We start from the raw sequence: 16,979 nt of genomic DNA on the forward strand, positions 1-16,979 counted from the left end.
AGAGAGGGCCCGGGCCCTCGCGAATCTATCACGCGAGGACCCGAACCAACATCATGCCGCCAAACCGTAGATGGTTCCCGCGACGACTGTCGCCGCGGCCTCTTCAGGCGCCAGGGCTATGCCTCCGCCCACCACCAGAACAACAATGGGGATGAGCATCGGGTCGAATCCCCCCGAGCTGGACTGCGGTCTTGTCCCCACGCCCGGCTGGTACACCGTTCCCGGATAGGTTCCGGGCCCAGGACCTGCCGAAGGCTGTGGCGTGTTGTTCTGGAGCGCCTGTCGCGCCACCGCCATCGGACTGTTGTTGTAGATCTTCTGGAATTTCTTGTTGGACTGCCGACCGTAGATAACGGCACCCTCCTCTGGACCCATTACCTTGTCGCCGTTTCCGACATCGTAAGGGCCGCCCATCATCCAACCGAGAACAGCCTTTTTGCCTTGTGAGCGCAACCGATTCACATACCACTGCGCCTCGGGCACTGCCTTGTTCGCGTCACCGGCCGACTTGACCTCCCAGACGTAATAGACATCCGACTTGGCGTCATAGCCCAGAATGTCCGGCGTCCCGTAGCTGCAGTCGGGAACCGCAAGGCCACGGTTTCCACGCACCTTTCCGCGGTCTCCATTGCGGGGGTACATGCATTCCTTGTTGGCTCCGGCGATCTTCGTCGGCGGAAGCACCTGGAAGTCCGTCGCACCGGCGCTGGCCGCCTGTGCTTCGATTTCCAGGATCGCCCGTGCCTGGGCCTCATCGTGACGTGACGTCTTGTTCCCGTACTTTCCGGGCAGCGCAGCTGCGGCGAACCCGACGTCCCAGCCGCCGGCACTGTTCATGCGGCACGTGGCACCGGGCTCGTTGCAGTCGGCCGGACGGTGTCCGTCGAGTTCGACGAAGCTGGTCGGGTTGCCTCCGCCGAACGCGTAGCGATTACCCGTGAACGGGTCCGCGCCCAGGTCCATGTCCGCCAGCGCGCCGTTGTACATGTCCCGGGTGGTGAAGCGGTTCAGGCCTGGGCTGTAGTCGCGGAAGCCCATGTCGTACGTGCCCGACTGGGCGTCCCAGCGCTTGGCGTTGTACCGGTAGGGGTTGTACGCCTCCTTCGTGGGGTCGGCGGTGTCGGGCTTGTCGATGCCGGTGAACTCGGACTTGTCGTCGGCTCCGTAGGCCGTGTAGCCGTAGGTGGCTTTGGCATCACCGTTCTTGTCGGTGACGGTCTCGACGTCGGTGTGGCTGTTGTAGCCGTAGTAGCCGTCCTCCGTCGTACCGTCGCTGTTGCGCGTGGCCTGGGAAAGCCGCTGTCCCCAAGGGCTGTACTGGTACGACTTGGTCAGCTGACCCGCGACCTTCTCATCGAGGACCTCGCCCGACAGGCCGAGATAGTCGAAGTCGGTGGTCTTTCCGTCCGCCGTCTTCGACGCCGTGCGGTCCAGCGGGTCGAAGGTGTACTTGGTCGACTTCACAGTGCCGGCGTCGTCCGTCTTCTCGGACTCGACGACATGGTCGAAGCCGTCGTACACGCTCCGCTCGATGACCTTGCCGCCCGATTGCACGGACTCCTGACGCCCGAACGGGTCGTAGGTGTAGTTCGTCGGCAACGCGCCCGCCGAGGTGACACTCAGAAGCCGGTTGCGGTCGTAGTCGAATGTCGTGGACACGCCGCCGACCGTCTGACTGACGACATTGGCGTTGTCGTCGTGGACGTAGGTCTCCGCCGCCGCGCCGTTACCGGTCTTGACCGACTTCGTGAGCCGGCTGGCCGGGTCGTAGCTGTAGTCCGTGGTGGACGCCAGGTACGCCGCATGGTCGTCGGCGTTCATCTTCTTCGCGACGTCCTGCGCCTTGTTGCCGTTGGCGTCGTAGGCGTAGGTGTGCGAGGAGACGAGAGTGCCCGATCCCTTCTGCTCCGTGGTCGACTTGAGCGCACCGTTGGCGAAGTACTCGTAGTCGACGGTGTTGCTGTTGGCCTTGGTCTCCCGCAGCGCCTGCCCACGGTCCGTGTACGTGTACGCGGTGACCTTCGGCGAGGCGTCCGTGGGCGTATTGCCGACCGACACCGTCTTTACCAGCTCGCGCAGGTCGTAGGTGTACTTGGAGAACTGGTCGGGATGCGTGACCGTCTCCGGCTGACCGTTGGCGTCGTACGTGTACGACGTGGCCTTCTTCTCCTGGCCGGCCAGCGCCTCCGTGACCTTCTGGACCTGGTTGAGCCCCGTGTAGGCAACGGTGTACGCGTCGATCACCGCGCCGGACGATGTGTCGTCGATCGACGTGAGGTTGCCGTTGACGTCGTACGCGTAGGTGAACGACTTCTTCTCGTTGTCCGTGACACCCGTGGTGTCACGGACCAGCTTGACTGCGTCCGCGACGGCGGTGCCGGCGCTGTTCTGGTCGAGCTTGAGCTTGGTCTCCTCGCTCTGCTTGAGGCTGTACGAGCCCAGGGACACCCACGTGCCGGTGCCCGCGCTCTGGTCCTTCGACACCGGGGGCTCGGCCGTCGTGCCATGGGTGAGCGTGTACTTGGCCGTGGTTGCGGCGCCCGTCACCTTCGGGAACTTCACGTACGCGGTGTACGTGCCGTCCGTGGGGACGTTCAGCGTCCACGTGTACGCGTCAGTGCCCGTGCCCGCCGCGTGGGTGCGGTGGTCGTAGCCCTGCTGGCCGGTGATGTCACCCTTCGTCCACGTGCCCGTGGACGAGGTGTTCTGGGTGTCGGAGTTGTCGGTCAGGACGACCGACTTGCCCACCGGAACACCGGCGTCAGCCTTGGACTTGAGGGAACCGTCCGGGTAGTAGTCCCACGTCATGGTGCGGTCCGACGAGCCGCCCGCCGAGGTGAGCGTGCGCTTCGTCTGCTTGCCCAGGTCGTCGTACTCGTAAGTGGTGACGATGTCCCACGGATCGGTGGACTTCATCGGCCAGCCGTTGTCGAAGTACTCGAAGACCGTGTCGTTGCGAACCGTCTCGCCCTGTGACGGCGGCATCGAGGTCTTCGCCACCCGCCCGACTGCGTCGTATGTGGTCTCCGTATACACGTCCGCCTTGTTGTAGCGGGCGTCGTTCGGGTCATAGGGCTGGTACTGCCGCTTGGGACGGTTGAGTTCGTCGTACGTGGTGCGGGACGCGAAGTCGTCCGCGTTCGCCGTCGCGGTACCGCGCGGCGTGATCACCTTGGTGGTGTTGCCGACCTGGTCGTACTCGAACTTGGAGATCCGGTAGGTGGTGCCGTCGTAGGGCACTTTGACCTCGGACTGCATGCCCCGCTCGTCGTAGGTGACGGTCGAGGTGTTGTTCTCCTGGTCCGTGGAAGAGGTGACGAGGCCGTCGCGGTCGTAGGACTGCTTGGTGAACTTGCCCGCCGCGTCCGTGACCTGGGTGACCCGGTGGTCCATGTCGTAATCGGTCCTGGACGTGAAGTCCGTGGTGTCCGCCGACGCGTTCTTGGTCGGCGCGATGACCTTGGTGACGTTGCCGACCGTGTCGTACTCGTAGGAGATCTTGCCCTGGTCTGCGTTGACCACGGAGCTGAGCTGATACAGCTCGTCGTACTTGTTCGTCGTGACGTAGTCGGTGGCGTCGGACGTGGTCACGGAGCCCTTGGGCTCCGTCGTGGTCCTCAGGTTGCCGACCTTGTCGTAGGTGTACGAAGACGTACGGGGAACCGTCGTGTTGTTATTCGTCGGCGCGGTCGCCGACGTGACCTGGTCCGCGTTGTCGTACACCGCCGTCGAGACCGCTCCGTTCGGCGCCGTCGACTTGGTGACATTGTCATTGGCGTCGTACACCGGCGCCGGTGTCGTGATCAGTACACCCGCGGCCTGGTCCTTGGGCGCGGTGCTGACCAGCGCCCGCCCGAAGGCGTCGTAGGTCTGCGTGACCTTCTTGCCCAGCGCGTCGGTGACCTCGGTGACCTGGCCTCGCTCGTCGTAGACGAACGTCGTCGCCTTGTTCAGCGCGTCGGTCATCGTCGCCGGGAATCCCGTCGGACCGAACTCGCTGTTCGTGCCGGCGTGCCCGTTGGCGTCCGTCACCTTGGTCATCTGGCCGTACGCGTCGTACTCGTACGACGTCGTGTAGTCCCCTGCCGTCGCCGTGGCGACGCCCTTCGGGTCCGTGACCGTCTTCAGGTTGCCGAACGAGTCGTACCCGAACTGCCACTTGCGGCCTTCCGGAGACGTCTTCGTGAACAGGTCGGCCGAGAAGCCGTCGAGACGCGTCTGGTATGCGTACTGCTGCGAGTTCGCCGGATACGTGCCCGGTACGCAGTCCGAGGCCGGAGGCACACCCGCCTTGTTGTTCTCCGCGTCGCGCGACCACAACGGGAAGCCCGTCTTCTGGTCGTAGCAGTACGCGGTCTTCGCGCCGTTCGCCTCCTCGACATAGGTGACGTTGTTGTCGGCGTCCCAGCTCATCTTCGACGTCTGCGACTTCGCGTTCGTCGTCTGCACCGGACGCCCGAAGTCGTCCGTCACATACTTCGTGGCGTACGACTCAGCGTCCGTCACCGTCGCGTCGACGAACTTGGCGTTCGTGGCGTTCACCGCGTACGCGAATCCAGTGCCGCCGCCAACGCGGTCACTGATCGTCTTGGTCCACCAGTGGTACTTCGGGTTGTCGCCCGTCGAGGGCGCGTAGTACGCCATCGACGTCGAGTTGCCGCGCGGGTCGGTGGCCTTGACCAGCTTGACGTTCTTGTTGCCCTGCGTGGCGTCGTAGGTGAACTTGAAGACCTTCGGCTGCGTGGAGCCGTCACCGTCGACGAACTGGCCCAACAGGCCCTTGTCCGTGTAGAAGAAGGAGATCTTGCGGCCCGAGATGTCCGTCATGGACTTCACGTGGTCGTAGATCTTGGAGTTGGTCAGGTTCGTGCCGGTTACCTTGGCGCCCGTGTCGTCAATGTAGTCGTACGACGCGTCGCCCTTCTTGTAGTAGTCGACCGTCAGTGACTGTCGCGCGGCCGGGTCGGTGATGTAGGTGAGGAACTTGGTCGGCTTGTTGTTGGACTTGCGCTCCTCGTACGTGTACGTCTGCGTGTTGCCGTTCTTGTCGATCGCCGACGTCATGTAGCCGTCGCAACCGAAGACGAAGCGCGTGCCGTCGGGGCGCGTCAGGGTCCACGCGTCGGGGATCGGGTCGTTGTTCGGCGTGCAGTCCAGGCCCGACTTCATCGTGACCTTGTAGTGGACGCCCGCCGGAGCCTTCCACGTCCCGTCCGCCTGCTTGGTGAAGACGTGCGTGGTGCCGTCACCGTCGGGCAGCCGGATCTCAGTCGGGTTCGGATTCGGATGGAAGTCCAGCGGGGCGCCGAGCCGGATCGGCCCCGCCGCTTGCGCCGACCAACCCGCGCCGGAGACGGTGTCCGAGGTATCGAGGGAGTTGTACGAGAACCGGGCGAAGGTGGTGAGGCCACGGCCCGGGTTCGTGAACGCGTTGTACGACCAGACCGTGTTGCCCGAGGCGAGGTTGCTCATCACGGTCGAACCGGCGCCGGTGTTCTTGCCGGTGTAGGAGTAGAACTTCTCCAGGCCCAGCGAGTTCGACGTCGGGTCCTCGACCGCCACGTTCTGCTTCAGGGACGGGATGCCGCCCGTTCCCGCCGAGAGCCAGCTGCCGTCCGAGATCTTGCGGACGTCCCAGCCGAGGACGTAGTCCGTGCGCTTGTTGCCCTCGTCCGAGTTGATCGGCGTCTTGACCTGGGCGTGGACCGTCGCCGACTGGGCCGGCTTCAGGTTCGGGACCGCCGTGGAGAGCTGGTTGCCGCCGTTGGTGACATCCGTGCCGTCGGGCAGCTTCCAGGTGTACGAGAGCTGCCGCTCACCCGCGAGCCACTCGGTGCCGGTCGTGTTCGTCACCGTCACGTCCACGGAGTACGTGGAGTTCGGCGTCATCCGGGCCGGCGTCTGCGGCGCGTAGTACGTGTTCTCCGACGTGGCGTCCACGTAGATCACGCGAAGCAGCGGGCCGAGCTGCTGGTCGGCGGTCTCCGATGACAGGAACAGGGTGCGTTCCTGGGGCCCGGTGGCCTCGTTGGCCAGCTTGACCATGGCGCCCTTGTTGCTGGACGGGGTCTTCACCCAGCCCTGCGTGAGCGACGTGGCGTCCCACCAGTGGCGCCCGACCTCCGAGACCTGCGCGACCGTGTCGGACACCGTGGCGGAGAAGTCGCCGCCCGGAGCCGTCCAGGGAGTGGTCGACGTGGCGTTGTTCCAGGTCGCCGTCGTCTCGTCGAAGTCCTTGTTCAGGCCGTGGAGTTCGTAGATCGCGCCGTTGGTGTCGGTCGTCGTCTCCGCGCCCCACATGTAGAGCTTGGAGTCGAGGACCGTCGCCGTTGCCGGGATCGAACTCGTCGGGAACTTCAGCGCCGAACGCGTCTTGCCGTACGTGCCCGAGTTGTTGCCGACGCTCAGCCACTTCTGCGGCGTGTACGAGAGGATCGTGTCCTCGTTGGTCGTCGGCTGCTGGGACGAGAGGGTGGTGTCGGTGACGCCGCCCGCCGTGCCCTGGATCAGCTTCATCGTCCGGCCCGCCTTCGGCACGCCGACGATGCGTGTGGGCGACCCGATGACGGAGCCGTCCTTCGTCTTCACCGCGATTTGGTAGTAGTACGAGCGGCCGATCTCGTCCGTGGACGAATCGGGCGTCGGAGTCGCGGTGGTGTCGGTGTAGACCGTGCTCGCCTTGTCGACCGGGGCCACCAGCGTGGCCGCGCTCGGCGTGAACACCTGCTGCGTGGAGCGGTGCAGCTGGTACTCGACGATGTCCTGGCCGGTGTCGCCGGTCGAGTTGATGTACTTCGACCAGGACAGCTCCGGGCCCGTGTCGTGCACGATCGTCGGCGAGTTGAGCGCCGAGCCGACTTTGCCGTACGTGACGGTCAGGCGCGGGTACGAGGAGGTCTCGCCGCCGTAGTCGCCGTCACCGGACTCGTACCGCGGACCACCGGTGGGCGTCGCGGCCAGAGTGTCGTCCTTCGCCTGGATCACGAAGCCGTTGTTCGTGGCCGTGCCCGAGACCCACTTCTGCACGGTGTCCGTCACCGCGAAGTCGTGCCACTGGTTGTACTCGCCCGTGTTCTTGACGATCTGGGCGGGGTTCACCAGACGGATCGAGTCCGCGATGTTCCGGGTCGTGGAACTGCCGGTGTCCCCCAGAACGATCTTCCCCGCGTTGCCCTTGGAGAAGTAGAACTGGGTGCTGTTCACCGTCTTCCACGCGGCCGCGGTGCCCGACTGATTGACCGTCCCGGTCCCGGTGCCGTCCCGGTGCGTGATCGTGTATGGCGCCGCTGTCGCCCCGTCCGAGGCCGGCGGGAAGTGCGCCTCGACCCGGTAGGACGCCGTCTCCGCGATCTGCGGCTGCCAGGTGTACGTCTCGCCGGTCAGGCTGTTCTTGTTGTAGGCGAAGTCGTCGTTGGTCGCAGCCCCGCCGGTCGTCGTCGCCCGGGGCCACTCGCCGACGGCGGCCGTACCGGTGTCGCCGTCATCGATCTGGACGGTGGTACCGGAGAGCTCACCCGACAGCGCACTGGTGTTGGACCACGTGGCGCCCGACTCGGTCCACGGGCCGGTGGCCCGGTGGACCTCCATCGTGACGTCATTGGCGTTGGTCGTGTGCGCCTGGTCGAAGTACATACCCAGACGCGCCGAGTCGATCTTCGTCCCCGCCGGGATCTCGTCCAGCGGGAACTGGATCAGCGACCGCGCGATACCCGTGTCGGTCTTGCCGGCGGACATCTTCCAGGTGTTGTTGAAGTTCGCCGCCGGCTGGTCCGAGAGGACCATCGTGTCCTGCGACTGCGATGGAGTCGGCGTGATCGTGATCGTCGGATCGATCGACACCGGGTACTGCCGCTTCGGCGAAGCCAGCCACTTGGCGTCCGGCGTGACGACGATCTGCCAGTGCTTGCCGTCCTTGACCAGCTTCTGCTGGACCTTGGGGCTGTACGACACCCCGTACGGGGAGCCCGCGTTCTTGTGGGTGTCCGACATGTACGCGGCCGGAATCGTCATCACGGGCGTGTTCGGCAGCTCGCCGTACAGCTCGATCGAGCCGTTCTTCCGCGCCTTCGGCGTCAGACCGTCCGTGTCGAGAGTGAAGGTGTAGGAGACGGGCCCGTCCGGCGCCTTCGCCAGGACGATGTTCTCCTTCACCCGGCCAGGACCGACCCGGTACTCCAGGTCCGCACCGCCGGCCGCCGCGTCCTTGTAGACCACGGTCGAACCCTTGGCCTTCGGGTCGACCGATTTCCCGGCGCCCTTGAGACCCAGCGTCACCGCCGGACCGTCCGCGCCCGCCTGGAACTTCAGCAGCTTGTCCGGGTCCGAACCGAACCAACTGCGCGCAGAGTTGGATGTGTTGGCGAAGTCGTAGCCCTTGGCCTTGGTCGCGTCGACACCCGTGTCGATCGACTTCCACGACTTCTTCTTGCCGGAACCCGTGGGGTACGCGGTCGGTACCTGGGAGAGCTCAGCCTGGATCTGCCCGTTGGACAGCCGCCAGAAGCGCGCGTGCTCCGTGCGGCGGGACGTCAGCTCCTTGACCCGCTTGGGCTTAGCGGCCTTCTTGCCCTTCGGGAGCTTCTCGCGACTGGCTATCTCCAGCTTCCCGCCCGTCGGCGGTTTGGCCTGATCCTCGCCGTCGTCGTCCGAGAACCAGCCCTTGACCGTGTCGAAGACGCCCTTGTCGTCTCCGTGCTTGCCGGAACCCGGCGCGGAGGCGTAGGCGATCTGCGGCAGTGCGGTACTCGCCACCGCCGACACCACAAGGCAGGAGATCAATCTCCCATAGCGGACTTTCACGTCCTGTGCCCTTTCCTTTGCGGCACGCCCCCCTTCCGTGCGGTATTCCCTGCGCACGTAATGCGGGCACGCCTGATCTCCGAACGGCGAATTGCGTCCGGACGTCTGGTGTGTGCCACTCGGGAGGGTCGGCATCTGGGCAGCGCGGATTGACCGACGTACGTCCGGAAGGCCCATGGCCGAAAAGGCCTTCCGGGCATGCGTCGGTCGGTTTCTGGTTTCCTCCTTCGTGGGCGGACGATTTCTAATCAGGCGCACATGGCCATGTCAACAGGGGGAATCAATCGGGCAGTTGGCCCGTCACGGGTCGGATCACCCGGAGATGATCTAGACCCGGCACCCGCTCCAAGCGCATGCCGGGCCGGTATACAGCCGGCGGGACAAACGACGGCGCGGTTTCTATTCACCGAAACAGTTCCGGGTCAACTGCGGGCACAATTCGGGGCGTTCCGCGGGGTGTTCTGAGTACGTTTGGGCTCCGTCCCTTTCGCCCGTTTGTTCCGGACGCTGGAACCGCCGCGCCCCGATGCGGTATAACCGCCCGGTTCTCCGCCGAGCGCGACGCATTCGCGCGAGGAATGCTCGCCTCACGAAAGCCAGGCCCATGCCATCGCCCGAACAGTCAGAGCCGACCGAACCCACCGACACGGCGGAAACGACCACGGAAGCAGCCGAGGCGCCCGACGAAGCCGCGGGCACCAAGGACACCGAGGGAGCGAAGGAGGCGAAGGAGCCGCAGTCCTCGGACGAGTCCAAGAACACGGATGGCGCCGACGACGCCAAGCACGGCAAGGGCGTTGACCGTCGAGGCATAGCCGCCAGCGCCGTCGTCGTCGCCGCCTGTGCCGGGCTCGTGCTCTACGGCGTGCTCGACACCGACGAGAAGCCCGAGCGTCACGTCCCCACCGCCTCCGTGACATACGAGGTCAGTGGCGAAGGCACCGCCGATCTCACCTGGCAGGCCCGCAGCGAGTCCGGCAAGGCCGTCGAAGCGCGCGGCGTCACGCTGCCCTGGAAGAAGACGGTGCGCGTGCCGCTCGGCAAGCCGCCCATCGTGACCATCACGCTCGGCGAGAAGGGCGGGCGGGCCAGCTGCCAGCTCGCCGTCCGCGGCAAGCACGTCCAAACAGCCACCGCCTACGGCAAGTTCGGCCGCGCCACGTGCCAGGGCGAGCTGCCCGCGCCCGAGGTCTCCGAGTCCCCGGCGAGCGCGCAGGGAGAGCAATGATGTACCCGAGTCTCGGCCGCCAGGCCGCCCGTACCGCGCTCGCCGCCGCCGTCGTGCTCAGCGTCGTCTCCCTGTCGGGGCGGTCGCAGCCCGCCGCCGCGCATGCCACCGTGCACAAGGGAGCCGTCCACACTGTCGCCGTGCCGCACGGGACCGACCCCGGCAGGGGTGTCCTCACCGCCCGTTCGACCGAGCCGTTCAGCATGCTCGGCGTCACCTGGTCCGACCCTGACGCCACGCTCGGTGACGGCACCGCCGAGATCCGTACCCGCAGCGCGGAGACCGGGCGCTGGTCGGCCTGGCGCACGCTGGAACTGGACGTCCACGCACCGGAGTCGGGCCCCGACCACACGAAGGCCGGCGTGCGCGGTGGGACCCAGCCCCTGTGGGTCGGCGCGTCCGACGGCGTGCAGGCGCGCGTCACCGGCGCGAAGCTGCCCGCCGGGCTGCGCATGGACCTCGTCGACCCCGACGCCGGAGCACGGGTCTCCGCGGAATCGACGGAGAGGACCGCCTCGGCGGCCGGGCAGCCGGACATCACCTCGCGCGCCGGCTGGGGCGCCGACGAGTCGATCGTCCCCGACCCGCCGACGTACACGACCGACACGAAGGCCGTGTTCGTGCACCACACGGCGGGGACGAACGACTACACGTGCGCCGAGTCCGCGTCGATCATCCGCGGCATCCTCACGTACCACGTGAAGAGCAACGGCTGGAACGACATCGGCTACAACTTCCTCGTCGACAAGTGCGGCACGATCTTCGAGGGCCGCGCCGGCGGGCTCGACAAGCCCGTGTACGGCGCCCACACCTACGGCTTCAACACCGACACGAGCGGAGTCGCCGTCCTCGGCGACTTCAACACCGCGACCTCCACCCCCGCGGTGCGGGACTCGATCGCCCAACTCGCCGCATGGAAGCTCGGGTTGTACGGGATCAATCCGGCGGGCACCGTGGTGATGGCGGCCGGGGCGGACAACGGGAAGTTCACGCAGGGCCAGTTGGTGACGATGAGCCGGATCTCCGGGCATCGCGACGGCTACCCGACCGAGTGCCCCGGCACCAACCTCTACGGCGACCTGCCCGCCATCCGCACGCTCGCCGCGTCGAAGAACACACCCGCCAAGGGCGCCGACGTGAACGGGGACGGCCACGCCGACCTGGCCGCCGACATCCCGAAAGCCACCGCGAACAATCTGGCGGGAGCCGGCCAGGTCAGCGTCGTACCCGGCGCCCGGACCTCGCCCTACGCGGCAAACAAGACAGTCGTCACGCAGGAGTCCGAGGGCGTGCCCGGCGGCTCCGAGGCCGGAGACGGCTTCGGCTCCGCGACCGCGTACGGCGACCTCGACCACGACGGTTACACCGACCTCGTGGTCGCGTCTCCCGGCGAGGAGGTCACCGCGGGCGCGAGCGACGAGGGCGGCGTGAGCGTGCTGCGCGGCACGGCCAACGGGCTCACCGGACAGGCCGGAATGATCAACGAGCCGGCTGCGGTGCGCACGAACGGCGCGAAGTTCGGGGCCACGCTCGCCACCGGTGACTTCGACGGGGACGGCGGCGACGACATCCTCGCCGTGGCGCCCGGAGCCGGGCGTGCCTGGACCGTCGACGGCGCCGACCGGGCCTTCTCCCCCGCGATCGCCCTCTCCGACGGTCCGGTGCAGGGCGCCTCCGTGGCCACCGGGGACTTCGACCACGATGGATTCGACGACGCGGCGATCACGTTCGGCACGGCGGCGGGCGACAGGCCCCTCGTCGTGGTGCGCGGTTCGTCGAGCGGACTGGATACCTCCGAGCCCGCCGTCCTCGCGGGCGCGGGCGGACGGTCCCTGGCCTCCGGCGACCTGAACGGCGACGGCTTCACCGACCTGGCCGTGGGGCGTCCCGACGTGGTGGACGGCGGCGAGATCACCACGTACCACGGCTCGGCGGACGGGCTCACGACGACCGGTGCGGCTGTCGTGGCGCGAGGTGAGCTGGAAGGAGCGGAATCCGGGGGCGAGTTGGGTGCCTCCGTGGCCGTGAGCGACACGGACGGCGACGGGTACGCCGACGTGCTCGCCGGTGCGCCCGGAGACGACTCCGGCGCGGGCCGCGCGTTCCTGCTGCGCGGTGGCGCGAACGGGCTCGGCGTGGCGGGCGCAGTCACGTACGTCCAGGGAGCGGGCCCGGTGCCGGGCGCGGCCGAGGCCGGTGACCGGTTCGGTTCCGCCGTCACCGTCGCCGATCTCACCGGGGACGGCATCGCCGGTCTGGCGATCGGCGCCGAAGGCGAGAACGCGGGCGACGGGACCGTGATGACCGTGAGCGGCGGAACGGGAACCTCGTACGGGCCGACCGCTCTCGGAACGACCGCCGGTGCCGGTATCGGCGGTGAACTGACCAGGTGACCGCCAGGTGTCTTCCGGACTACTTACAGGTGAGTTACAGCACACCAGTACAACCAGTGACGTTTACCGACGGTCAACCGCTGAATAGAGCAGTTACCCGTGTAACTGGTGTGGCATTTGTGAACTTCTTCGAGGGGTGGGGCATTTGAGCCCGCGTAATTCGCGTGCGCGCAGATCACATGCGTACAAACCGCTGAGTCTCAAGCGCAGGGCCTGGGTGACAGTGGGAGCCGTCGTCCTGGGCGGCGCGGGCGTCATGACCTACGCCATGGCCGACCCCGGGAACGGCGCGTCTCCCCAGGGCGAGCCGCGCCGCGCGTCGGCGATCCACACACTCGGGCTCACCACCAAGGGCGCCGACCGCAAGGTCGTCCCGCAGAAGTCGACGGACCGCTTCAGCGCCGTCGTCGTCACGTGGAAGAACCCGCACACCACCCTCGACGGGACCGCCCAGGTCCGGGCGCGCAACGTCGCAACCGGCGACTGGACGGACTGGCTGACCATGCCGGTCGAGCAGCTCGGCACCGACGGCAAGGAGACCAAGGCCGACGGCGGCGTCCGCGGCGGCACCGAGTCCGTGTGGACCGGCGACTCCGACGCCGTCGAGGTGCGGGTCGTGGCCAAGGACGGCACAGCATCCGGCCTGCCGTCCGGCATGGACGTCAAGCTGCTCGACCCGGGCACACTCGCCCCCGCGAAGGGTGCGGGCGCCGCCCAGCCCGCCGCGTTCTCCGAGGACACGACGCCCCCCGCCACCACCGACTCCGCGTCCGTGGACCCCGCGAGCAGCGCCCCCGCAGTAGCCCCTTCGGACTCCGGCACCCCCTCCGCGCCCGCGTCCTCCTCGGCCTCCGCCGACCCGTCGTCGAGCGCGTCCGCGTCGCCCGAGCCGTCCGAGACGGTCCCGGCCGCCCGCCCGTCGACGGTCGTCAAGCCGCCGATCATCACGCAGGCCGAGTGGGGCGCGGACACGGACTACAACGGCACGCCCGAGTACGACGACTCGATCAAGGCCGCCGTGATCCACCACACCGGTGTCGACCCCGACAACACGGTGCCCTGCTCTCAGTCGCGCCAGCGGGTGCACACCATCCAGCAGGAGCACATGGCCAAGGGCTGGTACGACATCGGCTACAACTTCCTCGTCGACCGGTGCGGGCAGATATTCGAGGGCCGCAGCGGCGGCATGGACCTGCCGGTGCACGGAGCCCACGACTACGGCTTCAACACCGACACGGTCGGCATCTCGTACATCGGCAACTTCATGTCGGCGACGCCTACTCAGGCCGCGCTCAACTCGATCGCCCGGGTCGTCGCCTGGAAGTTCGGCCAGTACGGCATCACCGCGAACAGCAAGGTGACGCTGCAGTCCAACGGCGATCAGGGCGTGTCCGACAACAAGATCCCCATGGGCCAGTCGATCACTCTTGACCGCGTCTTCGGACACCGTGACACCGGCACCACGCTGTGCCCCGGCGACAACCTCTACAAGAAGCTCGCCACCATCCGGACCCTGGCCTCGGCCCCGGGCGTCTCGCACGCCCTGAAGACGTCGGACATCTACTCGTCCGCCGCGCCGACGGCCACGACCCGCGACGGCCTGCCCGACCTCGTCGCCGGCACCCCCAAGGCGTCCTCCGGCGGCTCCATCACCGTCCTGCCGGGCGGCACGAACGGGCCGGTGTACACGGCGAAGAAGACCCTCACCCAGTCCAGCACCGGTGTCCCCGGCTCGAACGAGTCCGGCGACCAGTGGGGCGCGGCCGTCGCCGAAGGTGACATAAACGGCGACGGCTACGCCGACCTCGCGATCGGCCAGCCCGGTGAGGACGACACCTCCGGGCACGCCGACCGCGGCGCGGTCACCATCCTGTACGGACCGGCCCTGAACACCGGTGCGCAGATGAACCTCGACGAGGGCTTCTACGCGAACGGCGCCAAGTACGGCTCCGCCGTGGCGGTCGGCGACTTCAACGCCGACGGCAAGGCGGACGTCTTCGCGTCCTCCACCGGCACCGGCGGCACCTGGACCGCACGCTACTCCGAGGGCCAGGAGTCCAGTTCCAACATCACCAGCGGCGACAAGGCCCTCGCCTACGAGGCCGCCACCTCCGGCGACTTCAACCAGGACGGCTACGCGGACGTCGCCCTCAACTACCGCGACTCGACCTCGATCGGCCGGGTCGTCTGGTTCAAGGGCGGCAGGAACGGCCTGACCAAGGCCGGCACGCTCACGGTCAAGGGCGGTCGCTCCATCGCCTCCGGCGACCTCAACGGCGACGGCGTCGACGACATCGTCATCGGCCAGCCCTACACCGCCGAGTCCGACGCCTACGCGGGCGGCCAGGTCACCGTGGTCTACGGCTCGAAGATCACGTCCACGACGCCCGGCGGCCTGACCGCCACGGGTGCCAAGACGATCCACCAGGCCACCAGCGGTGTCCCGGGCGCGGCCGAGTCCGGCGACGCCCTCGGCAGCTCCGTAGCGGTCGGCGACTACAACGCCGACGGCTACGCGGACGTCCTGGCCGGCGCCCCGAACGAGGACATCACCCGCACCAGCAACCGTTCCAACGCGGGTACGTCGCTGCTGTTCAAGGGCTCGTCGACCGGTCTCACCGGCACCGGCGCCATCGCGATCTCGCAGGACGAGCCCGGCGTCCCCGGCTCCACGGAGACCGATGACATCCTGGGCTCCGCCGTCTCCCTCGCCGACCTGTCCGGCTACGGCCGCGCGGACCTGGTGATCGGCGCCGCGGGCGAGGACGCGGGCAACGGCACGCTCCTGTACGTCCCCAGCAACAGCACGGGTCTCGGCCTGTCGACGTCCAAGTACTACGGACTGACGCAGCTCGGCACCCCGACCGGCGCCCGCCTGGGCACCACGCTGGCCCCGTAGGCACCACCCGTACCACCTGTACGACTCCGTGCCACCTCTGCAAGTGCCAGAACCTCTCGCCGCGCGGCTCCCGACACTCCCGGGAACCGCGCGGCGAGAGCCGTTTCGGCCCTGGCAGCCCTCACAGCCCTGTCTGCTTTGTGCCCGCACTTGCGTCGCCGCGCCCGGATGGGTTAGTCACTACCTTCCACGGAAGCGGACCCGACCGCAGGAGGGGGCGGCCGGGCCCGGTTCCGTTCGGTTCCGTTCGGGTCCGTTCGGGTCCGTTCGGGTCCGTGGCGTCGGATCCGTGTGCTCAGACTCCGGCGGCGTTCTCCTCGAACGAAACCGCCACGAGCCGGTCGCTGAACCGCTCGGGGTTCTTGATCCCCGCGGCCAGGGCGCGCTGCGCCGAGACCGCCTCGTCGGTGAGCGTGACCGCGACCACGGGACAGTCCTCGATCTGGTTGGTGTGATCGGGCGCGCACTGGCCGATGTCCGCCCGCGTGTGGCCCGGGCAGACCGCCCGTTCGGGCAGCTCGATCTCCAGATCCAGGTTCCCGATGTCCGTGAAGCGGTAGGCGCCCGAAGTCGGCGGGACAGGCCGCTGCTTCGCCCCCTTCGTCACCTTCGCCGTCAGCCCGCGCGCCGACGCGATACGGCCCTCGCCGTGCGGCCCGTACACATCGACCGTGATCCGCCGCTCGCCCACCGGCGCGGTCAGCGTCAGCGGTCGCGGTCCCGGGTCGATGACCGCGCTGACCGTGAAGGCGGGCGGACCGTCGAAGCGCGGCCCCGAACTCGAGTACCCGTAAGAGGTGAGTACGAGCGCGGGCGCGGGCGCCTGCTCACCCTCTCCGCGCGGCGCAGGCCTCACAGGACCCCGCGCACCGCACCCGGACAGCGACGCCGTGCCGCCATGGGGCAGCGCGGCATCCTTCAACACCCCTGGTACGACGCGGAGTCGGCCCGTCGGATCGTCCGGCATGCCCCGGTGTGCGGCCAGTGCGACGAGTGCCGCCGTCACCGGCAGTGCGATCGCCGCCCACGCCCGCGGGGAGGGCCCGGAGATTCCGTGCATCAGACGCGGCCCCGTGCCCGCCGCGACACGGCGGCCCGCAGGATGCGCCGGCCCTCCGTCGACACGTCGAGCGCCTGGCGCAGGCCGCCCGCGCCCCGGCCCGCGAGCAGCTCAAGGATCCTGACCTGACGCCTCAGCTCGGCCGCCACCAGCGGGGACATGCCGTCCGTGCGGCCCTCGCGCCGGGACCGTACCGAGCCCGCGCCGTCCTCCATCGTGTCCAGCATGCGGTGGATCTGGAGCGCGCCGACCGAGCAGGCGTCGGCCCACTCGCGCAGCGCGGGCGCCGACGGGGTGCCCGGCACGGCGGCCAGCATGCGCCGGGCGAGCACGGACGCCTCGTCCACGTCGTCGTCCGGCCCGGCCGGGAACGCGGCCCGCGCCTGCGCCAGGCATTCGCCCCACTGCGGACCGCCCTCGGTGAGGCTTCCCCACAGCGGGCGCAGCGCCTCGTCGTCCTCGGCGCCCAGCAGCGGCACGCAGCGGTCGAGGCAGGCGAGACCGCTGGCCGCGAGACCCCGCTCGTCGGCCTGCGCGATCAGCTCCACCAGGCTCATGACGTACGCCCTTTCCCCTGCCGACACGGCATTTCGTCCCTAC

General features: G+C 68.2%; 6 protein-coding genes. 3 read left to right on the top strand and 3 right to left on the bottom strand.

What is annotated here, in order from left to right:
- Positions 1–51: 51 nt before the first annotated feature.
- Positions 52–7,782, bottom strand: coding sequence for a DNRLRE domain-containing protein (locus OG456_RS14300; RefSeq protein WP_266569229.1), 7,731 nt, complete (start codon positions 7,780–7,782; stop codon positions 52–54).
- Between the two features lie 1,621 nt (positions 7,783–9,403).
- On the opposite strand from OG456_RS14300, the gene OG456_RS14305 reads away from it, so the two are divergent.
- From OG456_RS14305 to OG456_RS14315, 3 genes are all read left to right on the top strand, one after another.
- Positions 9,404–10,027 carry a hypothetical protein gene (locus tag OG456_RS14305; protein ID WP_266560916.1) on the top strand — a complete coding sequence of 208 codons (624 nt, stop codon included), beginning with the start codon at positions 9,404–9,406 and terminating at the stop codon, positions 10,025–10,027.
- Positions 10,024–12,420, top strand: coding sequence for an N-acetylmuramoyl-L-alanine amidase (locus OG456_RS14310; protein WP_266560918.1), 2,397 nt, complete (start codon positions 10,024–10,026; stop codon positions 12,418–12,420). The genes OG456_RS14305 and OG456_RS14310 overlap by 4 nt, the downstream gene beginning before the upstream one ends.
- Before the next feature lie 217 nt (positions 12,421–12,637).
- A complete protein-coding gene (locus OG456_RS14315; RefSeq protein WP_323136329.1) occupies positions 12,638–15,319 on the top strand; it encodes an FG-GAP-like repeat-containing protein in 2,682 nt (893 codons plus the stop codon).
- Between the two features lie 295 nt (positions 15,320–15,614).
- Here OG456_RS14315 and OG456_RS14320 read toward each other — a convergent pair whose 3' ends face one another.
- Together OG456_RS14320 and OG456_RS14325 are read right to left on the bottom strand one after the other, a co-directional pair.
- Positions 15,615–16,379, bottom strand: a complete 765-nt coding sequence (locus OG456_RS14320; protein WP_266560920.1) for a hypothetical protein — start codon at positions 16,377–16,379, stop codon at positions 15,615–15,617.
- Entirely contained in the window at positions 16,379–16,936 is a 558-nt protein-coding gene (locus OG456_RS14325) for a hypothetical protein (protein WP_266560922.1), read from the bottom strand. Before OG456_RS14325 ends, OG456_RS14320 begins: the two co-directional genes overlap by 1 nt.
- Positions 16,937–16,979: the final 43 nt, after the last annotated feature.

Source organism: Streptomyces sp. NBC_01446, from assembly GCF_026340095.1.
GTDB lineage: Bacteria > Actinomycetota > Actinomycetes > Streptomycetales > Streptomycetaceae > Streptomyces > Streptomyces aureus.

What these genes read in the sequence shown, in the direction of transcription:
- OG456_RS14300 (WP_266569229.1), bottom strand. Translation starts at nt 7,782, where the DNA reads ATGGTCCTCTCGGACCAGCCGGCGGCGAACTTCAACAACACCTGGAAG.
- OG456_RS14305 (WP_266560916.1), top strand. Translation starts at nt 9,404, where the DNA reads ATGCCATCGCCCGAACAGTCAGAGCCGACCGAACCCACCGACACGGCG.
- OG456_RS14310 (WP_266560918.1), top strand. Translation starts at nt 10,024, where the DNA reads ATGATGTACCCGAGTCTCGGCCGCCAGGCCGCCCGTACCGCGCTCGCC.
- OG456_RS14320 (WP_266560920.1), bottom strand. Translation starts at nt 16,379, where the DNA reads ATGCACGGAATCTCCGGGCCCTCCCCGCGGGCGTGGGCGGCGATCGCA.
- OG456_RS14325 (WP_266560922.1), bottom strand. Translation starts at nt 16,936, where the DNA reads ATGAGCCTGGTGGAGCTGATCGCGCAGGCCGACGAGCGGGGTCTCGCG.